This is a genomic window from Okibacterium fritillariae, from assembly GCF_052783725.1.
This window is the reverse complement of sequence record NZ_CP199917.1, coordinates 1,490,105-1,516,728: the sequence shown is the minus strand read 5'-3', so window position 1 is coordinate 1,516,728 and position 26,624 is coordinate 1,490,105. Positions and strand designations below refer to the sequence as shown.

At 68.4% G+C, this 26,624-nt stretch carries 20 protein-coding genes; 2 read left to right on the top strand and 18 right to left on the bottom strand.

Features of this window, described 5'->3' with window-relative positions:
• Positions 1–128 precede the first annotated feature (128 nt).
• The 4 genes from ACUWEX_RS07100 to hrcA all read right to left on the bottom strand — a co-directional run bounded on the left by ACUWEX_RS07100 (position 129) and on the right by hrcA (position 3,584).
• A complete protein-coding gene (locus ACUWEX_RS07100; protein WP_079727451.1) occupies positions 129–485 on the bottom strand; it encodes a histidine triad nucleotide-binding protein in 357 nt (118 codons plus the stop codon).
• Positions 486–583: 98 nt separating this feature from the next.
• Positions 584–1,315 carry a 16S rRNA (uracil(1498)-N(3))-methyltransferase gene (locus ACUWEX_RS07095; RefSeq protein WP_445997551.1) on the bottom strand — a complete coding sequence of 244 codons (732 nt, stop codon included), beginning with the start codon at positions 1,313–1,315 and terminating at the stop codon, positions 584–586.
• 11 nt (positions 1,316–1,326) lie between these two features.
• Positions 1,327–2,436: a molecular chaperone DnaJ gene (gene dnaJ / locus ACUWEX_RS07090; RefSeq protein ID WP_445997550.1), complete on the bottom strand. Its 1,110-nt coding sequence runs from the start codon at positions 2,434–2,436 to the stop codon at positions 1,327–1,329.
• Between the two features lie 110 nt (positions 2,437–2,546).
• On the bottom strand, positions 2,547–3,584 hold the full coding sequence (gene hrcA / locus ACUWEX_RS07085) for a heat-inducible transcriptional repressor HrcA (protein ID WP_445997549.1): 1,038 nt from the start codon (positions 3,582–3,584) through the stop codon (positions 2,547–2,549).
• A 148-nt stretch (positions 3,585–3,732) separates the two neighbouring features.
• Between hrcA and ACUWEX_RS07080 the strand changes: the two genes are divergently transcribed.
• Positions 3,733–4,707: a DUF4870 domain-containing protein gene (locus ACUWEX_RS07080; RefSeq protein WP_445997548.1), complete on the top strand. Its 975-nt coding sequence runs from the start codon at positions 3,733–3,735 to the stop codon at positions 4,705–4,707.
• Between the two features lie 161 nt (positions 4,708–4,868).
• Here the strand turns inward: ACUWEX_RS07080 and hemW are convergent, their stop codons facing one another.
• The 5 genes from hemW to ACUWEX_RS07055 all read right to left on the bottom strand — a co-directional run bounded on the left by hemW (position 4,869) and on the right by ACUWEX_RS07055 (position 10,833).
• The gene (gene hemW / locus ACUWEX_RS07075; RefSeq protein WP_445997547.1) at positions 4,869–6,095 is read right to left on the bottom strand and encodes a radical SAM family heme chaperone HemW; all 1,227 of its coding nucleotides are present in this window, start codon (positions 6,093–6,095) and stop codon (positions 4,869–4,871) included.
• The gene (locus tag ACUWEX_RS07070; protein ID WP_079727445.1) at positions 6,095–6,766 is read right to left on the bottom strand and encodes a DUF1990 family protein; all 672 of its coding nucleotides are present in this window, start codon (positions 6,764–6,766) and stop codon (positions 6,095–6,097) included. The genes hemW and ACUWEX_RS07070 overlap by 1 nt, the downstream gene beginning before the upstream one ends.
• 1 nt (position 6,767) lies before the next feature.
• Positions 6,768–8,618, bottom strand: coding sequence for a translation elongation factor 4 (lepA, locus tag ACUWEX_RS07065; RefSeq protein ID WP_079727444.1), 1,851 nt, complete (start codon positions 8,616–8,618; stop codon positions 6,768–6,770).
• 97 nt (positions 8,619–8,715) lie between these two features.
• On the bottom strand, positions 8,716–9,678 hold the full coding sequence (locus ACUWEX_RS07060) for an epimerase (RefSeq protein WP_445997546.1): 963 nt from the start codon (positions 9,676–9,678) through the stop codon (positions 8,716–8,718).
• A gap of 9 nt (positions 9,679–9,687) precedes the next feature.
• A complete protein-coding gene (locus ACUWEX_RS07055; protein WP_445997545.1) occupies positions 9,688–10,833 on the bottom strand; it encodes a pyridoxal phosphate-dependent aminotransferase in 1,146 nt (381 codons plus the stop codon).
• Between the two features lie 238 nt (positions 10,834–11,071).
• Here ACUWEX_RS07055 and rpsT point away from each other — a divergent pair, with 238 nt between their 5' ends.
• A complete protein-coding gene (gene rpsT / locus ACUWEX_RS07050; RefSeq protein ID WP_079727441.1) occupies positions 11,072–11,332 on the top strand; it encodes a 30S ribosomal protein S20 in 261 nt (86 codons plus the stop codon).
• A 127-nt stretch (positions 11,333–11,459) separates the two neighbouring features.
• On the opposite strand, the gene holA is transcribed toward rpsT, so the two are convergent.
• The 9 genes from holA to ACUWEX_RS07005 all read right to left on the bottom strand — a co-directional run bounded on the left by holA (position 11,460) and on the right by ACUWEX_RS07005 (position 26,432).
• Positions 11,460–12,509 (bottom strand): DNA polymerase III subunit delta, encoded by a 1,050-nt coding sequence (gene holA / locus ACUWEX_RS07045; protein ID WP_077053943.1) that lies wholly within the window; start codon positions 12,507–12,509, stop codon positions 11,460–11,462.
• A gap of 23 nt (positions 12,510–12,532) precedes the next feature.
• Entirely contained in the window at positions 12,533–15,022 is a 2,490-nt protein-coding gene (locus ACUWEX_RS07040) for a ComEC/Rec2 family competence protein (RefSeq protein ID WP_445997544.1), read from the bottom strand.
• Entirely contained in the window at positions 15,019–15,870 is an 852-nt protein-coding gene (locus tag ACUWEX_RS07035; RefSeq protein ID WP_445997543.1) for a helix-hairpin-helix domain-containing protein, read from the bottom strand. Before ACUWEX_RS07035 ends, ACUWEX_RS07040 begins: the two co-directional genes overlap by 4 nt.
• A gap of 192 nt (positions 15,871–16,062) precedes the next feature.
• Positions 16,063–18,645 (bottom strand): leucine--tRNA ligase, encoded by a 2,583-nt coding sequence (gene leuS, locus ACUWEX_RS07030; protein ID WP_445997616.1) that lies wholly within the window; start codon positions 18,643–18,645, stop codon positions 16,063–16,065.
• 149 nt (positions 18,646–18,794) lie between these two features.
• A complete protein-coding gene (locus ACUWEX_RS07025; RefSeq protein WP_445997542.1) occupies positions 18,795–20,486 on the bottom strand; it encodes an anthranilate synthase component I family protein in 1,692 nt (563 codons plus the stop codon).
• 9 nt (positions 20,487–20,495) lie between these two features.
• The gene (cydC, locus tag ACUWEX_RS07020; RefSeq protein ID WP_445997541.1) at positions 20,496–22,214 is read right to left on the bottom strand and encodes a thiol reductant ABC exporter subunit CydC; all 1,719 of its coding nucleotides are present in this window, start codon (positions 22,212–22,214) and stop codon (positions 20,496–20,498) included.
• Positions 22,211–23,983 carry a thiol reductant ABC exporter subunit CydD gene (gene cydD, locus ACUWEX_RS07015; protein WP_445997540.1) on the bottom strand — a complete coding sequence of 591 codons (1,773 nt, stop codon included), beginning with the start codon at positions 23,981–23,983 and terminating at the stop codon, positions 22,211–22,213. Before cydD ends, cydC begins: the two co-directional genes overlap by 4 nt.
• Before the next feature lie 9 nt (positions 23,984–23,992).
• Positions 23,993–25,000: a cytochrome d ubiquinol oxidase subunit II gene (cydB, locus tag ACUWEX_RS07010; RefSeq protein WP_079727437.1), complete on the bottom strand. Its 1,008-nt coding sequence runs from the start codon at positions 24,998–25,000 to the stop codon at positions 23,993–23,995.
• A gap of 19 nt (positions 25,001–25,019) precedes the next feature.
• A complete protein-coding gene (locus ACUWEX_RS07005) occupies positions 25,020–26,432 on the bottom strand; it encodes a cytochrome ubiquinol oxidase subunit I (RefSeq protein ID WP_445997539.1) in 1,413 nt (470 codons plus the stop codon).
• Positions 26,433–26,624 lie beyond the last annotated feature (192 nt).

Genomic DNA, 26,624 nt, shown 5'->3' with positions numbered 1-26,624 from the left:
GGCGGTCGACGTGGGCTGCGGCAGCGTCGCCGGCCCCCGGGGCCGACACGAGCGATGGATCGACCGACGTGCCGGACGTGCCGGACGTGTTCGGCGCGGCCTGGGCCTCGGCCGAACGGGACGTATCGTCAGAATGTGGCAAGTGAGCCCTCCGAAAGGTCTCCCGCGAGGACGTGGGCGTGCACGTGGAAGACGGTTTGACCGGCGCTTTCGCCGGTGTTGAAGATGAGTCGATAGTCGCCGCCCGCTCGCTCGGCGGCAATGCGTGAGCCGACCGCGACGACTTCGGCCAGGAGGTCGGGCTCGGCCGCCGCCAGCTCGGTGACGTTGCGATATGCCTCGGTTTTGGGAACCACGAGGACGTGCACGGGCGCTTTAGGCGCGATGTCTTCGAACGCGATCACACGATCGGTTTCGGCCACGATCGTGGCCGGGATCTCGCGTGAAACGATGCGGGCGAAGATGGAGCGTTCGGAATCGGACATGGGTCCATTCTAAAGAAACACCGCCGCGCCGAGGCGGTTATCCACAGATCGGTTCGCTCTCAGCGTGGTGCGGCCGCAGGCCGAAGCGACGCCGACCGTCACCAGCGGCCGAGCCGCACATTCAAGACGGCGAGGGCGGCGGGACCGGCCGTCGACGTGCGCAGAACGGTCGACCCGAGACGCACGATGCGAGCACCCGCCGACGCCATCCGGTCGAGTTCCGCCGGCGATACCCCGCCTTCGGGGCCCACGACGATGACGATCTCGCCCTCGGACGGCAGCTCGGTCTCGGCGAGAGTCGTCTCGCCGCGGGGGTCGAGCACGAGCACGAGGGCCCGCGAGGCGCGTTCCGCCAGCTGGGCCGTCGACTGCAGCGCCTCGACCTCGGGCAGCCACGGGCGGATCGACTGCTTGGTCGCCTCGCGCGCGATGGTCTGCCAGCGCTGTCGCCCCTTCTCGGCCTTCTGCGCGTCCCAGCGGGAGATGCTGCGTTCGGCCGACCATGGGACGATCGCGTCGACACCCAGTTCGGTCGCGGCCTGGACGGCTCGCTCGTCGCGGTCGCCCTTGGCCAGGGCCTGCACGAGCACGAGTGCGGGGCTCGCGGCATCCGATCGCTCGGAGTGCTCGACGCGGATGACAACGCTCGACGCACTCGACGACTCGACCGTGCCCGTGGCCAGCAGACCCGCGCCGTTGCCGACGCTGACCGACTCGCTCACGCGGACGCGGTTCACGGTCGCCGCGTGTTTGGCCTCGGCCCCCGTCAATTCGACGGTGTCGCCGACGGGTGCCTCGGTCAGGTCCTCCCGCAGGAACAGGCTGCTCATGTCGCTGCCCGCTAGGCGTTCATGAAGCGGTCGCGCAGCTTCTGGAACAGCCCCTGCTGGAACTGTCCGAGCTTCGGGCCCGACTGCTTGCGGTGCGATGCGAACGACTTGATGAGCTCGCGCTCTTTGTGGTCGAGCTTGGTGGGCGTGACCACGTGGATGCCGACGCGCAGGTCGCCACGCCCCGTGCCGCGCAGCTTGGTGATGCCGCGACCCTTGATGGTGAGCACCTCCGACGACTGCACGCCCGGACGCACCTCGAGGGGCACGTCGCCGTCGAGCGCGGGCACGGTCGTCTCGGTGCCCAGGATGGCGTCGGTCATGGGCACTTCGAGCGTGCACAGCAGGTCGTCGCCGTCGCGGCTGAAGATGTCGTGGTGACGCACCTTCATCTCGAGGTAGAGGTCTCCGTTGGGGCCTCCGGCCTGGCCGATCTCGCCAGAGCCGGGCATCTGCAGGCGCAGGCCCGTGTCGACGCCGGCGGGGATGTCGACGGGAACCGTGCGGCGCGCGCGGACGCGTCCCTGGCCTTGGCAGGTGGCGCAGGGCGCGGGGATGACGGTGCCGTAACCGCGGCAGGTGCCGCAGGGCGCCGACGTGACGACGTTGCCGAGCAGCGACCGCACCTGGCGCTGGATCTGGCCGGAGCCGTGGCAGATGTCGCAGGTGACGGGAGAGGTGCCGGGCTGGCAGCACGAGCCCTGGCAGGTCTCGCAGAGCACGGCTGTGTCGACCTCGAGGTCGCGATGCGTGCCGAAGATGACCTCGCCGAGGTCGAGCTCCACGCGCAGCAGGGCGTCCTGGCCGCGCTCCTGGCGCGACTTCGGGCCGCGCTGTTGGCCGCCACCGCCGAAGAACGTGTCGAAGATGTCGCCGAATCCGCCGAAGCCGCCCGCGCCACCGAAACCTGAGCCGCCCTGGTCGCCGAGGTCGTAGCGCTCGCGCTGCTGCGGGTCGCTCAGCACTTCGTAGGCGTGCGTGACATCTTTGAACCGCTCGGAGGCCTCGGCCGCCGGGTTCACATCGGGGTGCAGCTCACGGGCGAGCCGGCGGTATGCCTTCTTGATCTCGTCGGGGGAAGCGTCGCGCGACACGCCTAGTACGTCGTAGTGGTCAGCCACCGAAGGCCTTTCGTCGATCCCGGTCGGAGGATGACTCCGGGCCGGGAAATGTTCAGAGGGTAATGAGGTCGAGACATGGTGCAGAAGGTGTGGAGCGGAAAGATGAGGGGTCAGCCGTCGCCGAGTTGCCGGGACAGATAACGGGCCACCGCGCGAACGGCGGCGATGTTGTTGGAGTAGTCCATTCTCGTCGGTCCGAGAACGCCGAGGCGCGAGAGTTCGCCCGCAGAGGAACGGTAGTTGCTCGTGACGATAGAAGTCTGTGACAGACCGAACGACGCATTCTCCTGGCCGATGCGCGCGATGACACTCGATGACGCCAAGCCGGAAGGGTCGGCCTGCAGCTCGCCGAAGAGGCGCAACAGGATGACCTGCTGCTCGAGCGCCTCGAGCACGGGATAGATGCTCCCCGAAAAGTCTTCCTCGGTGCGGGCCAGGTTGGCGGCTCCCGCCATGACGAGCCGGTCCTGGCGATAGGCCGAGAGCTGGTCGATGAGGGCGGCGACGATGGATGCGATGAGTGGGGCCTCGTCGGGTCGGGCATCGTTGGCGAGGCGCTCGAGTGCTGCACCGGCATCCGCCACACCGATGCCCACGGCTGCCTGGTTGAAGCGGTGTTTGAGCGACTCGACATCGGTCTCGAGTGTGACCAGCGGGGACTCGACGACCCGCTGCTCGACCCGACCGTTGTCGGTGATGAGCACGACGAGCAGGCGGTGGTCCGCGAGGAAGACGAGCTCGATGTGTCGCACCTGGGCCCGGGCGAACGACGGGTATTGCACGATGGCGACCTGGTTGGTGAGCTGAGCGAGCAGACGCACGGTGCGCGACAACACGTCATCGAGCCCGACCGATTGCCCGAGGAACGCCTCGATGGCCTCACGCTGGGCGGCCGAGAGCGGGCGACGATCGGCGAGCTGGTCGACGAAGAGGCGGTAGCCCTTGTCGGTCGGCACCCGGCCAGAAGAGGTGTGCGGCGCGACGATCAATTCTTCGTCTTCGAGCTGCGCCATATCGTTGCGGATGGTGGCCGCCGAGACGCCGAACGAGTGGCGCTCGACGATGGCTTTGGAGCCCACCGGCTCGCGGCTGGCGACATAATCTTGCACGATGGCACGGAGGACTTCGAGACCGCGATCGGATGGCATCGGCTACTCCCCTCGGTGTCGGCAGTGTCGCTCGGCCGCATCAGGCGGCCGGTCGGTTGGCACTCGTTTACTCGGAGTGCCAATTCTACCTCCGTAACCTCGGCTCGGCCAATTGCCGCACGGCACCGCGAGGCGCTACTTTGAGGGCATGACTGATGCACACGGGCAAGACCCGGCCGAGAAGAAACCCGACGACGCGTCGAACGGCGCGCCGGTGCCACCGATCGACGGCAGCGCAGCGGGCCACCAGCCGGCGCAGCCCGAGGCCGCCTCACCGTATGGCCAGCCGCAGCAGCCCTCGCAGCCGCAGGCGCCCGAGCAGCCCCACGCACCCGAGCAGCCGCAGGCACCGGGTTCGCCCTACGGCCAGCAGCCCGGACAGCCGCCCTTCGGCGCACCCGCTGGGCAGTCGCAGCCCGGCCAGTTCGGTCAGCCCCCGCAGGGCGCTCCTCACAGCCAGCAGCCTCCGCAGCAGCCGTTCGGTGCGCCGAACGGTCAGCCTCAGGGACAGCCGGGGCACTACGGCCAGCCCCAGGGTCAGCCCGGTCAGAACGGTCAGTACGGCCAGTACGGCCAGCCTCAGGGACAGCCGGGACAGTACGGTCAGCCTCAGGGCCAGCCCGGGCAGTACGGCCAGCAGGGCCAGCCGCCTTACGGCCAGCAGCCCGGTCAGCCCTACGGCCAGCCCGGCCAGCATGGTGGCCCCGGCGGCCCCGTTCCTCCGCAGTTCGGCGGACAGCCCGGGTATGGCCCCCAGCCCCTCTCCCCCGCGGACGACAAGCTATGGGCCAGCCTCTCGCACTTCCTCGGCGTGCTGTGGCTACTGCCGTCGCTCATCATCTTCCTGGTCTTCAAAGACCGCGGCCCCCGCGTGCGCGAAGAGTCCAAGGAAGCGCTGAACTGGCAGATCACGTTCCTGATCGGCTACATCGCCCTGTCGATCGTGATCGGCATCATCCAGGCCATCCTCTACTCGACGGGTGCCTACGGCATTGCGGGCATCTTCGGCCTGCTGCAGGGCGCGCTCTACGTCGTCAACCTGGTCTTCTCGATCATCGGCGGCGTGCGCGTGACTCAGGGCGGCAGCTACCGTTACCCGTTCTCGCTGCGTCTCATCAAGTAGCGCGACACTCGCATCACGACAGAAGGGCCGTCCCACTCGGGGCGGCCCTTCTGTCGTGGGCGCACACTCGGTCATGGGCGCACACTCGGTCGTATGCGCGCACTCGCTCGTCGTCGCGCACTCGGGCGCCACACGGCGCTCGCGCGGGAGCCAAGCTTCGCTCAGTAGTCGGTCAAACGCCTGACGACCGCATCGGCCATGAGGCGGCCGGGACGCGTGAGCACGAGGTGTCCGCGCAGGGCGGCCGCGGCATCCACGAAACCGTCGGCGATGAGCCCGGCAACGGCCACACGGCCCTCGGGCGCGAGCGAGCGGATGTCGAGCCCGTCGGCGATGCGCACGCCCAACATGATGCGTTCCATCTCTTGCACGTCGCTGTCGAGGGTCTCGCGCCCGGCGGCAGGTGAGGCACCCTCGGCCATGCGCCCCGCATAGGCGGCAGGATGCTTCACGTTCCACCAGCGCACGCCACCCACGTGCGAGTGCGCCCCGGGCCCGATGCCCCACCAATCGGCACCCGTCCAGTAGGAGAGGTTGTGGCGCGAGCGGGTGTCGTGGCCCGTGGACCAGTTGCTCACCTCATACCAGCCGTAGCCGGCATCCTGGAAGCGCTTGTCGGCGAGATCGTACATATCGGCCTGCAGGTCTTCGTCGGGCTCGGCGACCTGGCCCGACCGGATCTGGCGTGCCAGTTTGGTGCCCGGCTCGACGATGAGCGAGTAGGCCGAGATGTGGTCGGGTCGGGTAGCGAGGGCCTGGTCGATCGATCGTTCCCAATCGGCGAGCGTCTCGCCGGGGGTGCCATAGATGAGGTCGACCGACACCTGCAGGCCCACCTCGCGGGCCCAGGCCACGACGAGGGGAACGCGCTCGGGGTCGTGCGTGCGCTCGAGGGTGGCGAGCACGTGGGGCACGGCCGATTGCATGCCGAAGGACACGCGCGTGAAGCCCGCCTCCTTCAGGGTGGCCAAGTAGTCGCGGTCGACCGAATCGGGGTTGGCCTCGGTGGTGACCTCGGCGCCGGGCGCAAAGCCGTGCTCGTCGCGCACGGCGGCGAGCATCATGGCCAGGTCAACCGCCGGCAGGAGGGTCGGGGTTCCGCCGCCGAAGAAAACCGTCGAGACGGGTCGAGGGGCGACGCCCGATTCGCGCAACACGTGAGCCGACAAGCGCACCTCGTCGGCTGCCTGGCCCGCGTAGTCGGTGCGTTTCGCCCCGCGCAGCTCGTCGGACGTGTAGGTGTTGAAGTCGCAATAGCCGCAGCGCACACGGCAGAACGGCACGTGCAGGTACATACCGAAGGGCCGGTCGCCCGAGCCGGCCGCGGCCGAGACCGGCAGCAGTCCGTCGGCGGGAGCCGGGTCGCCGAGAGGCAACGCTCCGGCCACTAGGAACCCTGGGCGGACGCGGGCGGCGCCGAGGGGAACGCCGGCGAAAGTGCGCGCAGGTAGGCCTGCGTCAGGCGCTTGCGGCGGCGGCGGTCGAGCACGGGCAGCAGGCGGTAGGTCAGCGTGAGCGGGCGCGTGAAGGCGCGCACCGTGAACCAGACCGAGTCGTCGTCGCGGTGCTCGAGCTGGAACGACTCCTCACCCGAGATGGGGTGCGCGTCGACGGTTCCGTAGGCGAAAGCGACGCGCGTCGGCTCCTCGACCACATAGACGACACGGATGCGGGCGTCGACGTGTGCGCCGTCGACACTGCCGCGCAGATGCGCCGTCGTGCCCGCGGCGATGTAGGGCGAACCATCCGACCCGAAACGTTTCTCGCTGGCCGCGTGGATGGGCTCGAGCGCCGAACCGTCTTCGGCGAAACGGATGCCGCCGTACTGCGCACCCTCGTCGACGTGGATGTCGCTGACCGTGATGCCCGAGGCGTGCTGCACGCCCCACGTGAGTAGCTGAGCCGCGGCCGTGTGGAAACGCTGCTCGCCGCTGCCGAGCCGGATGGACGACTCGCTCGGCACGAAACCTTCGGGCGGGTACTGCATCAGATCGGGAGCTTGAGTGGCGCCGACGGCCGCGTAATTCACGGGCAGGTCGACGAAGTTGCTGCGACGCACGCTACTTCTTCTCCTTGCCTTCGGTGTCACCCGACAGGGCGGCGATGAACGCCTCCTGCGGAACCTCCACCTTGCCCACCATCTTCATGCGCTTCTTGCCCTCTTTCTGCTTCTCGAGCAGCTTGCGCTTGCGGGTGATGTCACCGCCGTAGCACTTGGCGAGGACATCCTTGCGCATGGCACGGATGGACTCGCGGGCGATGATGCGGGCACCGATGGCGGCCTGGATGGGCACCTCGAACTGCTGGCGCGGGATGAGCTTCTTGAGACGCTCGGTCATGAGCACGCCATAGGCGTAGGCCTTCTCACGGTGCACGATGGCGCTGAACGCGTCGACCTGCTCACCCTGCAACAGGATGTCGACCTTCACCAGGTCGGCCTCTTGCTCGCCCATGGGCTCGTAGTCGAGCGAGGCATAGCCCTGCGTACGGCTCTTCAGGTGGTCGAAGAAGTCGAACACGATCTCGCCGAGCGGCATGCTGTAACGCAGCTCGACGCGGTCTTCGCCGAGGTACTCCATGCCGAGCAGGGTGCCACGGCGCGACTGGCAGAGTTCCATGATCGTGCCGACGTAGTCCTTGGGCGCCAGAATGGCGGCGCGCACGACGGGCTCGGACACGGCCTGGATCTTGCCGGTCGGGAACTCGGACGGGTTCGTGACCGTGACGGTCTTCTTGTCTTCGGTGCGCACCTCATAGATGACGGAGGGCGCCGTGGTGATGAGGTCGAGGCCGAATTCGCGCTCGAGGCGCTCGGTGATGATCTCGAGGTGCAGCAGGCCGAGGAACCCGCAGCGGAAACCGAAGCCCAGGGCCACGGATGTCTCGGGCTCGTAGTTGAGCGAGGCATCCGACAGCTTGAGCTTGTCGAGCGCTTCGCGCAGGTCGGGGTAGTCGCCGCCGTCGATCGGGTAGAGACCGGAGAAGACCATGGGCTTTGGGTCGGTGTAGCCCGGAAGCGCATCGGTTGCGGGGCTCTTGAGCGTGGTGACCGTGTCGCCCACCTTGGAGAGACGCACGTCTTTTACGCCCGTGATCAGGTAGCCGACCTCGCCGACGCCCAGGCCCTTGGACGGGATGGGCTCGGGGCTCGAGACGCCGATCTCGAGCAGCTCGTGCGTGGAGCGCGTGGACATCATCTGGATGCGCTCGCGCGGCGACAGGCTGCCGTCGATCATGCGCACGTAGGTGACGACGCCACGGTAGCTGTCGTAGACCGAGTCGAAGATCATGGCGCGCGTGGGCGCGTTGGCGTCGCCCTTCGGGGCCGGGATGCGCTCGACGACGCGGTCGAGCAGGTCTTCGACGCCCATGCCGGTCTTGCCCGAGACGCGCAGCACGTCGGCCGGGTCTCCGCCGATGAGGCTCGCCAGCTCGGCGGCATACTTGTCGGGGTCGGCGGCCGGCAGGTCGATCTTGTTGAGCACCGGGATGATCTCGAGGTCGTTCTCGAGGGCCAGGTAGAGGTTGGCGAGGGTCTGCGCCTCGATGCCCTGTGCGGCGTCGACCAAGAGGATGGCGCCCTCACACGCCGCCAGCGACCGCGAGACCTCGTAGCTGAAGTCGACGTGACCGGGGGTGTCGATCATGTTCAACGCGAACGTGTCGGCGCCCTGCGACCAGGGCATGCGCACGGCCTGGCTCTTGATCGTGATGCCGCGCTCGCGCTCGATGTCCATGCGGTCGAGGTATTGGGCGCGCATGTCGCGGTCGGACACGACGCCCGTCATCTGCAGCATGCGGTCGGCCAGGGTGGACTTGCCGTGGTCGATGTGGGCGATGATGCAGAAGTTCCGGATGAAAGCCGGATCAGTGGCAGAGGGCTCCTGCGCGCGGAGGGCTTTGGGACTCACGACATCCTCACGGGAAGTAGAACAGATGGACGAACCCCCATTGTCCCACGAGTGGGCGTGGGATGCCGTCGCCCGGTGACGTGGGCGGCGTCGACGGTCAGTCGGTGCCGACGATGTCGAGCACGGCGGCGTCGAGATCGGGCTGTTCGAACACGTAGCCGGCCTCGGTCAAACGCTCGGGCAACACCCACCGGCTCTTCAACAGCAGCTCGGATTCGGTGCGGATGGCCGAGGCGCCGAGCTCGGTCATCCAGCGGAAGAGCGGCAGCCCGAGCGGCATTTTGACGGCGCGGCGGATGATGCGCATGAGCGTGCGGTTATCGACGGGATGCGGCGACACCACGTTGACGGGCCCGTCGAGCTCGTCGTGCTCGATGAGGAAACGGATGCTGCGCTCGACGTCGCGCACGTGCACCCACGAGAACATCTGGCGGCCGTGCGTGGCGCGGCGCTCGTGGTAGACCCCGGAGGCGCGGCGGCCGGGCGTGCCGAACCAGCGACCGTCGTACTGCGGCCCACCGAAACCCGCGCGGGCGAGCGCGATGAGCGGGACGAGCGCCGAGCCGTGCCCCAGGACGATGGCCATGCGCAGCGCGACGCGACGGGTGCCCGGCAGATCGCCCTCGAAGAAGGCACCCTCCCAGGCGCGGGCGACGTCGACCGAGAAGCCCTCGCCCAATTCGCCCGTCGACTCGGTCTGCGGGTGGTCGAAGGCGTGGCGGTAGATGGTGGCGGTGCTGGCGTTCAGCCAGACGCGCGGCGGCTTCTCGGCACGCTCGATGGCGGCGTGCAGCTGGCGCGTGGTGTTCAGGCGCGAGTGCAGGATCTCGGCGCGGCGGGCGGCGCCGTAGCGCGCGTTGACCGAGCGGCCGGCGAGGTTGAGCACGACATCCGCGCCGTCGACGAGGGAGGCGATGGCGGCGGCATCGCCCCAGGTGGCGTCGGCATCCGTTCGCCCGATGGTCGTCACCTGGAAGCCGTCGGTGCGGAACGAATCGACCAGGTAGCGGCCGATGAAACCGGATGCCCCGGCGACCACGATGCGAAGAGGAGTTGCCATGGTGCGAGCCTAGCTGGCGGGGGCGGGGAGCTTCTCGAGGCCCTGGAGGAGACGGTCGCGCCCGGTGGCGACGCAGATGCGGATCCAGCCCTCGCCCGAGCGGCCGAAGGCGCTGCCGGGCGCGACGGCCACGCGCTCCTGCAGGAGGAATCGCTCGGCCCAGGCAGCGACGTCGCCGCGGGTGGCGTGCGAGACATCCGCCCAGAGGTAGAAGGCGCCGCGCGGTTCGAGGTAGCGGATCCCGCGCCGGTCGAGCAGGTCGGTGGCGGCTCGGAGGTTGTCGCGATAGTGCCGCTTGGCATCGTCGACGGCGTCCTGGGGGCCCGTGATGGCGGCGATCGCGGCGCGCTGGGCCGGGGTCGACACACAGCTGATCATGGCCTCCTGCAGCGTGCGCATGACGGCGGCGAGCCCGGGAGGTGTGACGAGATAGCCGACCCGGATGCCCGTGAGCGCGTAGGTCTTCGACAGCGAGAAGACGCTCAGCACGCGGTCGTCGGTGTCGCGGCTCGCGAGGGAGATGTGAGGCTCGTCGTAGACGAAACGTTCATAGACCTCGTCGCTGATCACCCAGAGCCCGTGCCGCTGCGCCAGGGCCAGGATGTCGTCGACGACGTCCGCGGGCAACACCGTGCCGAGCGGGTTGGAGGGCGAGTTGACGATGATCGCCTTCGTCTCGGGCGTGATGAGCGTCTCGAGGGCGGCGAGGTCGGGCTGGAAGTCGCGTTCGGCGCTGAGGGGGTAGGCCACCGGAACGGCGCCCAGCATGCGCGCATTCATGGAGAAGGTCGTGTAGCCGGGGTCGGGCACGAGGATCTCGTCGCCCGGATCGAGGATCAGGCCCATCGCTTGGAACAGCGCCTGCGTCGCGCCGATGGTCACCCAGACCTGCTCGCGCTCGACGTGCACGTCGTTGTCCCGCGCCAGTTTGGCGACGATCGCGTCGCGGAGTTCGGGCAGACCGCCATTGGCCGTGTAGTTGGTCTCGTCCCTCCCCCACGCCTGTTGAGCAGCCTCGATGATGTGCGGCGCGACGGGCACATCGGGCTCACCGACGGCCAGCAGGTTGACGTCGTCGAGCGTGAGCGCGATTTCGAACAGGCCGCGGATGCCCGAGGGCGGAACGAGGGCGATGTGGGAGGCTAATTCCGGCATGAGCCAATGGTATCGACGGGATGTTGCGAGCGTGTGTCGCGGCGGCCTGCACGAATTGCCGCGAACCCCTTTCGCTGGTATCGTTACCTGTTGGCTTGCGTGTGGATTCTTCCACATGATTTTCGCCGGAAAGCGCCCCTCTCGCGTCGACCGGCACGCCCCCGGGTTCATCCCGTGGAGCACGTCTCGGGTTTTTCTCGGGGCTCGTCCAAACGTCGTCGAACGAAAGCGTAATAACGTGGCAAATATCAAGTCGCAGATCAAGCGAATTGGCACCAACAAGAAGGCTCAGGAGCGCAACAAGGCGGTCAAGAGCGAACTCCGCACGGTTGTGCGCCACGCGCGTGACGCCGTCACCGCTGGTGACAAGACCAAGGCTGAGGCCGCCCTCAAGCTGGCCGGCAAGAAGCTCGACAAGGCCGTGAGCAAGGGTGTCATCCACCAGAACCAGGCCGCGAACCGCAAGTCGGCTCTCGCCAAGAAGGTCTCCGCTCTCTAAAGAGGCGCCGCTCTCTAAGCAGTCTCTCTTGCGGGCGGCCCCTTCCGAGGAGCCAGCCCGCACAAGTTATCGAGATAGCCCCGCTTCGGCGGGGCTTTTTCGGGTCCGTGGGATGGGGCGAGGCCGGTCAGCGCAAGGAGCGGCCGCGCGAGGCGATGCCGGTGACCATGCGTTCGAGCGCGAAGACGGGGTCGCGTCCCTGGCCCTTGACCGCCGCATCCGTTTCGGCGACGAGTTGGATGGTGCGGCCAAGGCCTTCGTCGGTCCAGCCGCGGAGGTCGCGCCGGGCTCGCTCGACCTGCCACGGCGCGAGGCCGAAGCGGCGAGCCAGGTCTCCCGTGGACCCGCCCGCGCCGGAGACCTTAGCCATGGTGCGGATCTTGCTGGCGAACGCCGCGACGATGGGCACCGGATCGGCCCCCGAGTCGAGTGCATGCCGCAGACCCACGAGGGCTTCCCCGTAGCGACCGGCGATGGCGGCGTCGGCCACCGAGAATGCGTTGGTCTCGACCCGGCCGCCGTAATACTTCGCGACTGTCGCTTCGGTGATCTCGTCGGCGGTGTCGGCGATGAGCTGCTGACAGGCGCTCGCGAGTTCGGCGAGGTCGTCGCTGAAGGCGGCGACGATGGCGCGCAAGGCCGCGGCACGGATGCTTTTGCCGGCGAGCTGGAACTCGGCCTGAGCGAACTCGTACTTCTCGGCGTCTTTCTTGAGGTCGGCGCAGACCACTTCGAGAGCGACCCCCTTGGCCGCCCGGATGGCGTCGAGGAGCTTCTTGCCCCGCACGCCTCCCCCGTGTCGCAGGATGACGGTGGCGCCCTCGGGCGGACTCTCGAGATAGCGCAGGGCGTCTTCGAGGAAATCGTCGGAGCATTTCTCGACGGCGGACACGCGCACGAGCCGCGGCTCACCGAACAGAGACGGACTCGCCAGGCTGGCTAATTCGCCGCGCGTATAACCGTCGGCGGCCACATCGCTCACCTCGAGTGCGGGGTCTTCGGCACGCAGGAATTCTCGCAACGATTTCATCGCACGGTCGGCAAGAAAACCCTGTGGACCCGAGACGAGGACGACCGGGGCCGGGCGGATCTGATTCCACGACACCTGCGGGATCGCCACTTTGCCGGCGGGTTTCGCGCCCCCGCGGGCGTTCGTCGTGCGTGCTGCCGCCACGATGCTCCTTCTCGTCTCTCTCCAGATTAGCCGCCACCACCGACGCTCGGGGCCGCGCCCGACGTCCACACTTCGAGGAGCGCCCGTCCCGTGCTGGCCGCCGACGGACTGAGCGCCGGTCGCCCCACCGCGATGATGCCGTCCCGGTCGGTGCGGCGCACGCGGGCGCCGATGCGCTCGAGCGTTTTAAGGATGGACGGCGACGGATGCCCGTAGTCGTTCTTGCCGACCGAGACGAGGCCCAGGGTGGGCCGCAATCGTTCGTAGACCAGGCTGCTCTGGTCTTTCGAACCGTGGTGGGCGACTTTGACCACGTCGACATCGGCCGGGACGAGACGAGTTCGGCGCAGGCGGTTCTGCGCGTCGGCGCCGAGGTCGCCGAGAAACACCGCGGAGAGGGCGGCAGATGCCACGCCATCACCGGTGGCCCCGAACGAGCGGCGGGTTTCGAGCACCACACTCGCATCGTTGCCCGGTTCGATCTCACCGCGAACGGGTGGCCAGAGAACGTTCCACTCCGTGGTCTCACCCAGCCTGCCGTTCTCGCCCGCGCGGACCTGCCGCACGATCGCTCCGCCGCCAGACAACGCGTCGACGATGCGTTCATCGGCGGGCCCGTCCGTGGGGCCCACGAGCACCTCGCTGACTCGGCCCACGACCGCCGGATACGCTCCCACGTGATCGCTGTCGAAATGCGTCAGCACGAGCAGGTCGAGCCGTGTGACACCCAGGCGGGTGAGGCAGCGGGTGAGGCGCTGCTCGTCGTCCCCGACATCGATGAGACCGAAATGGGGTCCGTCTCGGAGAACCGTCGCGTCCCCCTGCCCGACGTCGCACGAAGCAACGGCCCACTCCCCCGGTGGCGCCGACGCGTCGCGGACGGCGACCGGCGCGATCGTGCCGGCCGCGATACCGAGCACCGCCACAGATCCGGTGGCCAGCACCCTGCTGAGAAGCGGCCGCTGCGCTCTCATCGCCAGTGCCAACCCGCCGCCGAGAACGAGCACGAGGGTCGTGAGAAGAACCCCCGCGAGTCCGGGCGGGAGCGGAAGCCTCGCGGCCGGTGCGTTCTCGAACCACGCTGCAACCTGGGCGATCCAGGCAGCCGGAATCCACGCGACCGCTGCGATCGGTAGCGCCAGGAGGGGGTTCACGGCGCTCAGAAGACACGCGACGAGGCCCAGGATGGTGGCCGCCGGCGCCGCGGGACCGGCCAGCAGGTTCGCCACCACGCCATAGACCGCCAGGGTGGGGTCGAGCAACACCAGGACCGGCTGGCACGCGAGTTGCGCCGCCAGAGGAAGGGCGAAAGCCGCGGCTATGGGACGCGGCGCAACGCGGGCGAGAAGATCGGTGAGCGGTCTTGTCAGAACGAGCAGACCCGCCGTGGCAAGCACCGAGAGTGCAAATCCGTAGTCGCGCGAGAGCCACGGGTCCGCGATGAGGAGCGCTACGACGACGGTGCACAGCACGGCGAGTCCGGCCGCCGGTCGTCCGCTGGCGAGAGCGACCAACACGGCACAGGCCATCACCGATGCACGGATGACGCTCGACTCGGGGGTGACGAGCACGACGAAGGCGACGAGCAGGAGAACGGCCAGACCGATCCGCATGCTGCGCCGCAGACCCATCGCGGCCCCGATGGCGAAACCGATCGCGACGACGATGGCGCAGTTCGCGCCCGATACCGCCGTGAGGTGGCTGAGGGAACTCGCCGTCATGGCAGCATCGAGGTCGACGCCGACGGCGCTCGTGTCCCCGATGGAGAGGCCCGGCAATAACTGACCGCCCCAACCAGGGAGCACACTCGCGACCCCCACGAACGATCGGCGGAGCCCGTGCGCCCAGCCCAGGGCATCCGGAGCGGGACTGATCGAGGCCGGGCGCTCATCGCTGAAGACGAGGGCCGACACCCGGTCACCCACCTCGGCGAGCTGCCACCGCCCGGTCACGCGCACAACGCTGCCGAGCGGCGGGCCGCCCGTCTCGGCGACGTCGGGGGCGAAGACGAGCACGGGGAATTCCGCGGATCGCTGGTCGCGCCCCAACTGCAGCCGGGACACCTGGGCGCGGAAGCGCACGGACGGTACCGCGGATGAGTCGCTCCATTCGGCTTCGGCCGGTCGATCGACCGGCGAGCTCAGCGACGTGACCGTGACGTCCGCCGTCAGCGGGCGCGAACCCGATGCCCAGTGCTGAAGGACCTCGGGGTGTCGCCCTTCGGCCCGGACGGCTATGACGCCCGCCACCGCACAGGAGGCCGCCAGCGCGATCACCATCGCCAGCGACACATCCCGTCGCGAGACGACGCGGGCGTGGCCGACGAGCGAGGCCAGCCGCGCCGGTCGCCCCTGCCTGCCGACACGCTCCGCGCAGGCGTCGACGAGGACGATCGCGGCCACGATCACCGCACCCACCGCGACCAGTCCGGGGGCGGCCCCCGGCATTCCTACGACGGTGCCCGCCGTGGCCCAGGCGACCATCGCCGCCGCGACGAGACCGTACCGACGGCTCATAGCGTGACGAGGTCTTTGAGCGACTCGAAGGTCTTGTCGCCGACGCCGTCGACGTCGTTGAGGTCCTCGATCGCCGAGAAGGGCCCGTTCTCGGCCCGCCAGGCCAAAATCTTGGCGCTCAGCGAGGGACCAACCCGCGGCAGCGTCTCGAGCTCAGCTGCCATCGCCGTATTGAGATTGACCTTCCCCGCCGCCCCCGAGGGGCCCGTGGCCCCGACGCCTGAGGAGCCGGGGCCCCCGTCCGCCGCGGAAGCGGCCGCGCCTGCCGACGATGTGACCGGAGTGGGATCATCTCGCCGCGGAACGAGGATCTGCTCGCCGTCGACGACGTAACGGGCCAGGTTGACCCCGCCCTCGCGCGCCTCGGCGGTGACGCCACCCGCCTGCGCAACCGCGTCGAAGACCCGTGCACCGTCGGCGACCTCGACCAGACCGGGTTTCGCCACCGCACCCGTGACGTGCACGAAGAGCGAACGCGTCGACCCCGATGCCCCGCCGGCAGCCCCCGAGTCGTCCCGGCCCGCGCCTGTCGCTCCGCCCTGTGCCGCCGGGGTGCTCGGCGCCCCGGAAGATTCCGGCGCGGCCGTCGGCCTGGTCGTCGCGGCAGCCATCCCGACCGTTGTCAACGACCCCGCCGAGCCCGCGGCGACAGGCGATAGCCACCACGCCACGAGGAATGCCGCCACCGCGGTGGCGAGGATGACGATCACGGTGCGCCGCTGTGCGCGCGCAGCATCTCTCGCCCACGACACCTGTCGCACCACGCGGCGACCGAGCGCTGCTGCACCCGATCGGCGTGTTCGACGCAGGGCGATATCGGGGGGCGAGGCGGGATCGGTGACAGGCATGCACACACGCTACGAGGGGCGGCAGGCGGCCGAACGGGATGGGCGGGTTCGGTGGAGAGAAGCGCGTCATTGACCTTGTGCAGAACGCACGGTCGGCGGCATCGGCCTCCACCGACCCAGCGATCAACACCAGCGAAAAGCGGAAGGGCCCGCGACCAGTGCGGTCGCGAGCCCTTCCCGAGAACCGTCGGACTAACCCTTCACGGCGATGTTCACCACGCGCGGCGCGCGCACGATCACGTTGGCGATCTCGCGGTCGCCCACGGCCTTCACGATGGAGGGCAGCGCGCGCGCCAGCTTCTCGAGCTCGGCGCCGTCGATGCGCGGCGAGACCTCGAGGCGGTCGCGCACCTTGCCGTTGACCTGCACGACGCACGTCACCTTCTCCTCGACGAGCAGCGTCGGGTCGGCCTTGCGCCACTGCGTGGCAGCGACGGTGGCCTCGTAGCCGAGCATGTTCCACATGTCCTCGGCCGTGTAGGGCGCGAAGAGGTTGAGGGCCATGGCAATGACCTCGGCGGCCTCGCGCACGGCGGGGTCGCCCGCGCCGGCACCCGTGTCGATCGTCTTGCGGGTCACGTTGACGAGCTCCATGAGGCGGGCCACGACGACGTTGAACTTGTAGGACTCGACAAGGCCCGGCGCATCCGCCAGGAAGCGGTGCGTCTGGCGGCGCAGGGCCTGGTCACCGTTCTTCCACACGACATCGGGCGACGACGTGACGTCCTGGGCGATGCGCCACGCGCGGGCCAGGAATTTGGAGGAACCGGCGGGTGAGACATCCGCCCAGTCGATGTCGTCTTCGGGCGGGCTCGCGAAGGCCAGCGTGACGCGCAGGGCATCAGCGCCGTACTTCTTCAGCTCGTCGGCGAATTCGACCAGGTTGCCCTTCGACTTCGACATCTTCGCGCCATCCATGAGCACCATGCCCTGGTTGAGCAGCGATGTGAACGGCTCGGTGAAGCTCAGGTAGTCGAGGTCGAACAGCACCTTGGTGATGAAGCGCGAGTAGAGCAAGTGCAGGATGGCGTGTTCGACGCCGCCCACGTACTGGTCGATCGGCGCCCACTTCTCGGCCAGCTTCTTATCGAAGGGCTGCGTCGCATCCTTGGCCGACAGGAAGCGCAGGTAGTACCACGAGCTGTCGACGAACGTGTCCATGGTGTCGGAGTCGCGCTTGGCGGGGCCTCCGCACGACGGGCAGGCCACGTTGATCCAGTCCTCCGCGGCGCCGAGCGGGCTCGTGCCCTTCGGCTGCAGGTCGAGGCCGTCGGCGGCGGGCAGCGCGACGGGCAGCTGGTCGAGCGGCACGGGCACCTCGCCACACGCCTCGCAGTGGATGATCGGGATGGGTGCACCCCAGTAGCGCTGGCGGGAGACGAGCCAGTCGCGCAGGCGGTAGTTCTTGGCGCTCTTGCCGAGACCGGAGCCCGCCAACGCCTCGGTGATCTTCTTGATCGCGTTGTTCTTCGACAGGCCGTCGAAGGGGCCCGAGTTGATCAGGCGGCCGGTGCCCGTGAGCGCCTCGCCCGTCTGCTTGGGGTCGACAGGCGGCAGGTCGTCGGGCAGCTCGCCGTCGACGAGCACGGGGATGGCGCCCGTGACGGGCTGGTTGACGTCAACGACCACGCGCACGGGCAGGTCGAAGGCACGCGCGAAGTCGAGGTCGCGCTGGTCGTGCGCGGGCACGGCCATGACGGCACCTGTGCCGTAGTCGGACAGCACGTAGTCGGCGGCCCAGATCGGGATGCGCTCACCCGTCAGCGGGTTCTTCGCGTAGCGGTCGAGGAACACGCCGGTCTTCTCGCGCTCCGTGCTAAGACGGTCGATCTCGCTCGTGCCCTGGACCTTCTCGAGGTAGTCCTGGAACGCCATGCGCACCTCGGGCGTCGAACCGGACGCCAGCTCGGCGGCCAGATCGGAGTCGGGCGCGACCACCATGAAGGTCACGCCGTAGAGCGTGTCGGGGCGCGTCGTGTAGACCGAGATCGGCTCGGAGCGACCCTCGATCGTGAACTGCACGTCGGCGCCCGTCGAACGGCCGATCCAGTTCTTCTGCATGCTCAGAACCTTGGTGGGCCACTTGCCCTCGAGCTGGTTCAGGTCGTCGATCAGGCGGTCGGCGTAGTCGGTGATGCGGAAGTACCACTGCGTCAGCTTCTTTTTCGTGACGAGGTGGCCGCACCGCTCGCAGCGACCGTCGACGACCTGCTCGTTGGCCAGCACCGTCTGGTCGTTGGGGCACCAGTTGACCTGGCTGGCCTTGCGATAGGCGAGACCCTTTTCATAGAGCTTCAGGAAGATCCACTGCGTCCAGCGGTAGTACTCCTCGTCGCTCGTGTGCAGCTCGCGATCCCAGTCGAACGAGGGCGCGTAGGTGCGGAACGAGCGCTTCTGCTGGTCGATGTTGTCGTACGTCCACCCACGGGGGTCGATGCCGCGCTTGATGGCCGCGTTCTCGGCGGGCAGGCCGAACGAGTCCCAGCCGATGGGGTGCAGCACGTTGAAGCCCTGCTGGCGCCAGTAGCGTGCCACGACGTCGCCCAGACCGAAGGCCTCGGCGTGACCCATGTGCAGGTCGCCCGAGGGGTAGGGGAACATGTCGAGCACGTACTTGCGCGGGCGCGTGTCGGACTCGTCATCGGTGCGGAACGGCTTCATCTCGTCCCAGATGGGAAGCCATTTGTCCTGGATCGCCTGGAAGTCGTAGCGGTCGGGGGCAACTGCACCAGCACCGGCGTCGGTGCTCGCTACAGACGGGGTGCTCTCGGACACGGCACTCTCGGGCGTTTCACGCTCAGACACAGCACTCTCAATTCGTTCGGGAAAATGAGGCCGGGGGATGTCGCGGCATCCGCACTCTGACGGCCCAAATCTCAATGCTACTAAACCTTGGGCGGGGGCCCGGCATTCCGTGACGGCGCTCAGTCGGGCGGATGCTCGGAGGCCCCGAGTGCCGAGAGAGGCGCCCGCGCCTTGAGCACCATCTCGTCGACTTCGGCTGCGGCATCCGACGACCACGTGATGCCGCCACCCGCGCCCACGCTCGCTCCGTGCGCGTCGATGACGATGCTGCGGATGACCATCGAGAGGTCGAGTGTTCCGTCGGCTCCGACCAGGCCGAACGCTCCCGCATACACGCCGCGGGGTGCGCCCTCGAGCCCGCCGAGGATGTCGATCGCGCTCTGCTTGGGCGCCCCCGTCATCGACCCGGCCGGGAATGTCGAGGCGAGCACGTCGACCGCGTCGCAGCCGTCGGCCAGCTGACCCGACACCGTTGAAACGAGTTGGTGCACCTGCGCATAGCTCTCGACGTCGAAGAGTGTGTCGACGCTCACGCTGCCGAGCGCCGAAACGCGCCCCACGTCGTTGCGCATGAGGTCGACGATCATGAGGTTCTCGGCGCGCTCCTTGGGGCTGTCGCGCAACTCGTCGACGAGTTCGCGGTCGCGCACAGCATCGGATGCTCGGGGCCGCGTGCCTTTGATCGGTCGCACCTCGATGCGCCCCGAGCGGTCGAGGCCGAGGAACGTCTCGGGGCTGGCCGAGACGAGCGCCAGGTCGCCGAACCGAAGGAGGCCGCCGCGGTGCGTGGGGCTCGTGCGGCGCAGGGTGCGGAACACCTCGACGGCGTCGAAGGAGCCCGGCACGTCGATGCGGTTCGTGAGGCAGAGCTGGTAGGCGTCGCCCCGACCGATGCTCGCCCGGCAGCGGTCGATGAGCGCCCGGTAGGCGGCCCGGCCGTGGCGCCAGACCGGTTCGGGATGCGCGAGGCCCGGCGTCCCGGCCCGCTCCCCCGCCTCGACAGCGAGGTCGGTATGGCTGCCATCATCGGTGTCCGTGATGTCTGCGCCAGCGTGTGCGTGTGCATGTGCGTGTGCGTCTGCGCCGTGCGCCCGTTCGATCGAAGCCAGGACGACATCGGCCCAGTCTTCGCCAGCCTCGTCATCGATCCAGACGACCGATGCTCTGCGCGTCGCATGATCGACGACCACCAACCGCGTCACGCGCAGGAAGGCGGCCTCAGGGGTTACGCGGTCGACGGAGCGCCGCGCTGCATTGATGCGCGGTTCAGTGTCCGTGCCGGCAACGATGCTCCCGACAGCGACAGCGTCCTGGGCGGCGCGATTCTCTCGATCGACAGTGTCACTCGAGGTGGGACGCGCTCTCGTCGTCGATGATCGCTCGGCCCGCCACTCATAGCCAAGGAAGCCGACCCAGCCCGGCGCGAATTCGCCGAGTGAAGGTCGCTGGCCCCCTGCCTCAGACCTCCCGTCGAAACGCTGCCGAAAGTGCTCCCCGATGTCCGCGACAACGGTGACCACAGTGACGTGGCCGTCGTCCGTGGCGGAATCGCGGTTCGCACGAATACCCGATGCATCTCCCTGCACGACGAGCTCGTCGCCCGTGCCGAGGTAGCTCAGGCCGTCCGTGGCGTCGGCACCTGCATCCAGCCAGAAGCTGAAGGGATGCGCCGCGAACAGGTCGTCGTAGAGACACTCGGTGCTCACGCCATCCGCGAGGTCGACCACCCGCTCGCCGAACGCCACGCCGTGCCAGCGCTCGGGCTCGGGCTCGGGCTCGCGCTCGGGGCCAGAAGAGGGGGCGGATGTCACCCCCACAGCTTACGGTCGCTGCGCCTCGCTGAGCCGGGCATCGCCGTCGGGTCGCAACGTGAGGCGGCGGCTGAACAATCCGGCCGGAACATCGGTGTGCGAGATCAGGATGACGGTGCGCTGGTTTCCCGCCGCCGCCACCAGGTCGCGCACCAGCGCGTCGGCCAGGTCGGCCTCGACGTTGGCGGTCGGCTCGTCGAGCACCAGCACCGGGAAGTCGTGCAGCAGCGCGCGGGCGAGTGCGATGCGCTGGGCCTGGCCGCCCGACACGAGCGACCCGCGCTCACCGACGCGCGCATCGAGACCATCCCGACCCGCGACCCAGGAGTCGAGGCCCACGCGGCGCAGCACGTCGAGCAGCTGCGCGTCGTCGGCGTCGTCCTTGGCGAAGAGCAGGTTCTGTCGGATCGTCTCGTCGAACAGGTACGGCGTCTGCTCGGAGAGCCCCACGATGCGGCGCACCTCGTCTTGCGGCATCCGCTCGGCGGGCACGCCGTCGATGAGATAACCGCCGTCGATGTCGACGAATCGCACGAGCGCCTGCGCGAGGCTCGTCTTGCCGGCCCCGCTCTCGCCCTCGACGAGCAACCGGTCCCCCGGCTCGAGCGTCACGGTGACGCCCCGCACGGCCGTCTCGACACGCCCCGGCCACCGCACGCTGAGGTCGGAGAGCTCGATGCGCGGCATTCCGGTCGACGCGCGCTGTCCGTTCACGACGGCCGGGTCATCCACGGGGATGCCGGCGGGCACCGTCGCGGGCACCACCTCGGCGATCCGCGCGGCGCTCGACCGCACCTGACGGAAGACCCCGACCGCGACGGGCACCATCGCCACGATCTCGAACACCGCGAGCGGCACGAGGGCGATGACGGCCAGTTCGGGCGCGCTCAGGGTTCCGGCACCGAAGGCCGGGATGCCCGCGATGACGGCGACGACGACCGCGAGGCCCGAGAACAGGCTCAGGGTGGCGGCCGCGATGCCGGCACCGCCGGCGCGGCGCACGACGGCCTGCGTGAGGTCGGCATCCGCTCGCTCGATGCGGGCGCGCGCGGCGGCGTCGGCACCGTAGGCGGTCAGCACGTCGAGGTTGTTGAGGTAGTCGAGCAGGGCGTCGAGCACGGCGGCGCGGCGGGGCGCGATCGAGCGTTCGGCGCGCGCGGCATAGCGCGTGACCCAGAAGGCGCTCACCGCGAAGGCGAGTACGAGGCAGACGGCGAGGCCCACGGCCGCGACGGGCGACAGTAACGCGACGCCCACGACCGCCACGACGGCGACGCCGAGCGACGTGACGATGGGCTGCACGACGCGGAGAGGCAAATTCTGCAGGTCGTCGACATCCGAGACGAGGGCCGACAGCAGCGAACCGCGTTTGGCGCGGCCGAGACCCCCGGGAGCGAGCGGAATCAGGCGGCGCAGCACCTCGACGCGCACGATCTCGAGCTGGCGGAAGGCCGCGTCGTGACTGAACAGGCGCTCGAGGTAGCGGAAGAAGGCCCGGCCCAGGGCGAACGCGCGCACCCCGACCACGGCGATCGACAGGAAGAGGATGGGCGGCTGCTCGGCAGCCTTCGTGATCAACCACGCGCTTGTCGCGAGCAACGCCACCGTGCAGAACGCAGCCAGGATTCCGACGAGGATGCCGGGCAGCGCGACCCTCAGCCGCGGCTGAGCAAGCCTCAGGATGCCGCGAGCCTCGGCGCGCGTATCACCCACAGTGTTACGGCTCATCGTTCCACCCCTCTCGGCGCACCCGTTGTTGCACGGGTCCGCGCTCGTGCGGTCGCCCCTGCCGCCGAGACAGGCGCGATGGTGACCACGGCGTCGGCCGCGCTCAGGAACGCCTGACGATGGCTGACGACGATCACGGCCACTCCCGCCCGTGCGACCTCGCGCAAGCGAGCGATCAAACGCGCCTCGGTTGCATGGTCGAGAGCCGAGCTGGGCTCATCGAGCACGAGCACGCGGCATCCGCGACTCTCGAGGCGATAGAGCGCACGGGCGATGGCCACGCGCTGCGCCTGACCGCCCGACACACCCGAACCCCCGACGCCCAACTCCTGTCGCGGGTCGAGATCGGCAATCGCGGCACGCTCGAGCGATCGACGCGCGAGCTGTTCGTCGGGTTGCGCATCGCCCAGCGCCACGTTCTCGGCAACCGAGCCGAAGATGAGCCCCGGCTTCTGACCGGCCCACGCCAACCAGGCGCGATCGTCCGCCGATCGATCGGATGCGACATCCCGGCCGTCGACGGCGATGCGGCCCACGGCCGGCACGAACCCGTTCAGCGCCGCCACGATCGTCGACTTGCCCGAGCCACTCGGCCCCGACAGCACCGTGAGCGAACCGGCCTCGAAACGAGCGGAGAAGTCCTGCACCACGACGTCGTCCCCGTAGGAGACGGACAGACCGCTGACCGCCAAACCGGCTGCGACGGGCGCGGTCGGAGCAGACGGATCGGCCTCAGCGCCACGGAGCGATGATGCGACGGGCACGCCCGAAGACGCGACGGGGGCCGGCTTCGCACCCTGCCCCGCCCGACGCGCCCGCGCCTCATCCAGGATCGCGAATGCCTCATCGGCCGCCGTCACGCCCTCGGCCGCCGCGTGGAAGTTCGCCCCCACCTGCCGGATCGGCAGAAACGCCTCGGGCGCCAACAGCAAGACGAACAACCCGGCGGGTAGCAGCATCGATCCATCCACGAGTCGCAGACCGACCGACACCGCGACGATCGCCACCGACAGGCTCGCGGCCAGCTCGAGCGCGAAGCTCGACAGGAACGACACGCGCAGCACCTTCATGGTCTCGACGCGGTACTCACGCGTGATGCGCGACATCCGCTCGACCTGTCGGTTCTGTCGGCCGAAAATCTTGAGGGTCGCCAGCCCGCCGAGCGTGTCGACGAACCCGCGCGACAGCCGCCCGAGCGCCTGCCACTGCCTCTGCTGCACGGCCTGCGTGGCCCAGCCGATCAAGATCATGAAGACGGGGATGAGCGGCAGCGTAACGATCACGATGACGGCCGACAGCCAGTCGGTCACGAACATCGAGAGCACGATGACGGGTGTGGCGATGGCGGTCAGCAGCAGCTGCGGAATGTACTTCGAGAAGTAGTCGTCGAGGGCGTCGACGCCGCGCCCCGCGAGCGTCGCGATATCGCTCGACGAGCGGCCTGACATCCAGGCCGGCCCCAGGGTGGTGGTCGCGTCGACGATCTGCGTGCGCAGCTCGCTCTTCACGCGCGCCGCCGCCCGGGCCGAGAGGGCGTCGTTGGCCCAGACGAGAATCGCCCGAATCAGGATGACCGCCACCAACCAACCGACGAACGGCCACAGTGTGTCGAGCGGCGCGCCGTCGATGGCCCGCGTGATGAGCGTCGTGAGCAGGAACGCGAAGGCGACGATGCACCCGGTGGTGGCGAGGCCGACAGCCCCACCGGCCACCAGGAACAGTCGCGCGCTTTTCGCGTAGCGCAGCAGACGCGGATCGAGGGGTTTCACCGTGTCAGGCTAGTGCGCGGCGGTTTCGATGTGCGAACGGGAGACCCGCTTGCGGAACACCCAGTAGGTCCAGCCCTGGTAGAGCAGGATGAGCGGCAGCGCGATCACGGCGACCCAGCTCATGACCTCGAGCGTGTACTGCGTCGACGACGCGTTCGCGATGGTGAGGCTGTTGGCGGGATCGTTCGAGGCGGGCATGACGGCCGGGAACAGCGCCACGAAGAGCGTCAGCACGGCCGCCGCGATGGTCGCCGCCATGAGGGCGAACGCGCGCCCCTCCTTGCCGAGGGCATTGGCCACGTAGGCGAGGATCAGCAGCACGGCCGCCGCCGCGGCACCGATCACGACGCCCGACTTCTCGGGGTGCGCCAGCACCGTCCAGGCGAGGAACGTCGCGGCCACCAGGATCGTGGCGATGCCCGAACGCGCCGCCAGCTTGCGGGCCCGCTCGCGCAGCTCCCCGTCGGTCTTCAGCGACACGAAGATGACGCCGTGCGTGAAGAACAGCAGCAGGGTGGTGAGCCCGCCGAGCAGCGCATACGGGTTAAGCAGGGCGAAGAAGCCGCCGATGTAGTTGTGATCGGCGTCGAGCGGCACACCCTGCACGATGTTCGCGAAGGCCACACCCCAGAGCAGGGCCGGGATGGCGCTGCCCACGATGATCATGGTGTCGAAACGCTTCTTCCACGACGCCTCGGGCCGCTGGTGCCGATACTCGAACGACACACCGCGGATGATGAGGGCCAGCAAGATGAGCAGGAGCGGCAGGTAGAACCCGCTGAACAGCGTGGCGTACCACTCGGGGAACGCGGCGAACAGCGCTGCGCCCGCCACGATCACCCAGGTCTCGTTGAGGTCCCAGACGGGCCCGATGGTGTTGATGATGACGCGCCGATCGGTGTCGTCCTTGCCGAGGAACGGCAGCGACATGCCCACACCGAAGTCGAAGCCGTCGAGGACGAAGTAGCCCACGAAGAAGAAGGCGACGATCCAGAACCAGAGGATTCCGAGGTCCATGATTATTCTTCCTGTCTCGCTAGTAGACGGTGGTGACCGGTTGGTGGATGCCGGACTCTTCGTCGACGGCGGGGGCATCGTCGGGCCCCTTCTGGGCGGCCTTCTTGATGAGCTTGAACTCGACCACCGCGAGGGTGCCGTACACGGCCGTGAACGCGATCAGCGAGATCAGCACGTCGAGGCCCGTGATGTTCGGGGACACTCCGTCGGCAGTTTTCAGCAAGCCGAACACGAGCCACGGTTGGCGACCCATCTCGGTGAAGACCCAGCCGACGATCATGGCGGCGAGTGACGCGGGGAACGACCAGATCGCGATCTTCCAGACCCACTTCTGCTCGGGCATGCGCCCCTTGCGGGTCAGCCAGAGACCCGTGAGGGCCACGAGGATGTGGAAGATGCCGAGGCCGATCATCCAGCGGAACGACCAGTAGGTGACCCAGATGATAGGCGTGTAGTCGCCGGGGCCGTAGAGCTGCACATACTGCGCCTGCAGGTCGTTGATGCCCTCGACGGTTCCATTGAAGGTGTGCGTCGACAGGAACGAGAGCAGATAAGGGATGCGGATCGAGAACAGTTCGTGCACGCCGTCGGGTGTGCCGAGCGTGAAGATCGAGAAGGATGCATCCGCCCCCGTCGACGTGTGATACATCGCCTCGGCCGCCGCCATCTTCATGGGCTGCGTCTCCACCATCGCGAGGCTGAGCTGGTCGCCCGCCAGGGTGGTGAGGGCGCCCGCGATCAGCATGGTCCACAGACCGAACTTCAGGGCCGGCTTCATGGTGTCGAGGTGCTGGTTGCGGGACAGGTGGTAGGCCGCAACCGTGATGACGAGGCCGGCCGAGACCATGAAGCACGCAAAGATCGTGTGCGGGAATGCCGCGAGGGCGACCTTGTTGGTGAGCACGTCGACGATCGAGGTGAGCTCAGCCCGGCCGCGCTCCTCGTTGATCTGGAAGCCGACGGGGTTCTGCATAAACGCGTTGGCCGCAATGATGAAGTACGCCGACAGGATGCTGCCGATGGCCGCGGCCCAGATGGTCAGCAGGTGGATCTTGGGCGAGAGCTTATCCCAGCCGAAGATCCAGAGACCGATGAAGGTGGCCTCGAAGAAGAAGGCGAGCAGACCCTCGAGCGCGAGCGGGGCGCCGAAGACATCGCCGACGAAGCGGGAGTAGTCGGACCAGTTCATACCGAACTGGAACTCCTGCACGATGCCCGTCACGACACCCATGGCGAAGTTGATGAGGAAGATCTTGCCGAAGAACTGCGTCATCTGCAGGTAGTGCACCTTGCCGGTGCGCACCCAGGCGGTCTGGAAAATGGCGACCGTGGTGGCCATTCCGATCGTCAGGGGGACGAACAGGAAGTGGTAGATGGTCGTCAGACCGAACTGCCATCTCGAGAGAAGCAGCGGGTCGAGTAGTTCGTTCACTGGAAGCTCCGTTTTCGAAGGTCCGCTAGCGGCTGATCCCCCGGGCAGCGTGTCGCCGGATCGGCGGAATCGAGCGGGTTTGGTGTCCCGCTGCCTCCATCGTAGCGCGATTTCGGCCTGTGGTCTGACCACACACTCACCTTTTCGGAAAGGCACAAAAACGAGCCCCGTTCACCGTGTGAATATCGGGTC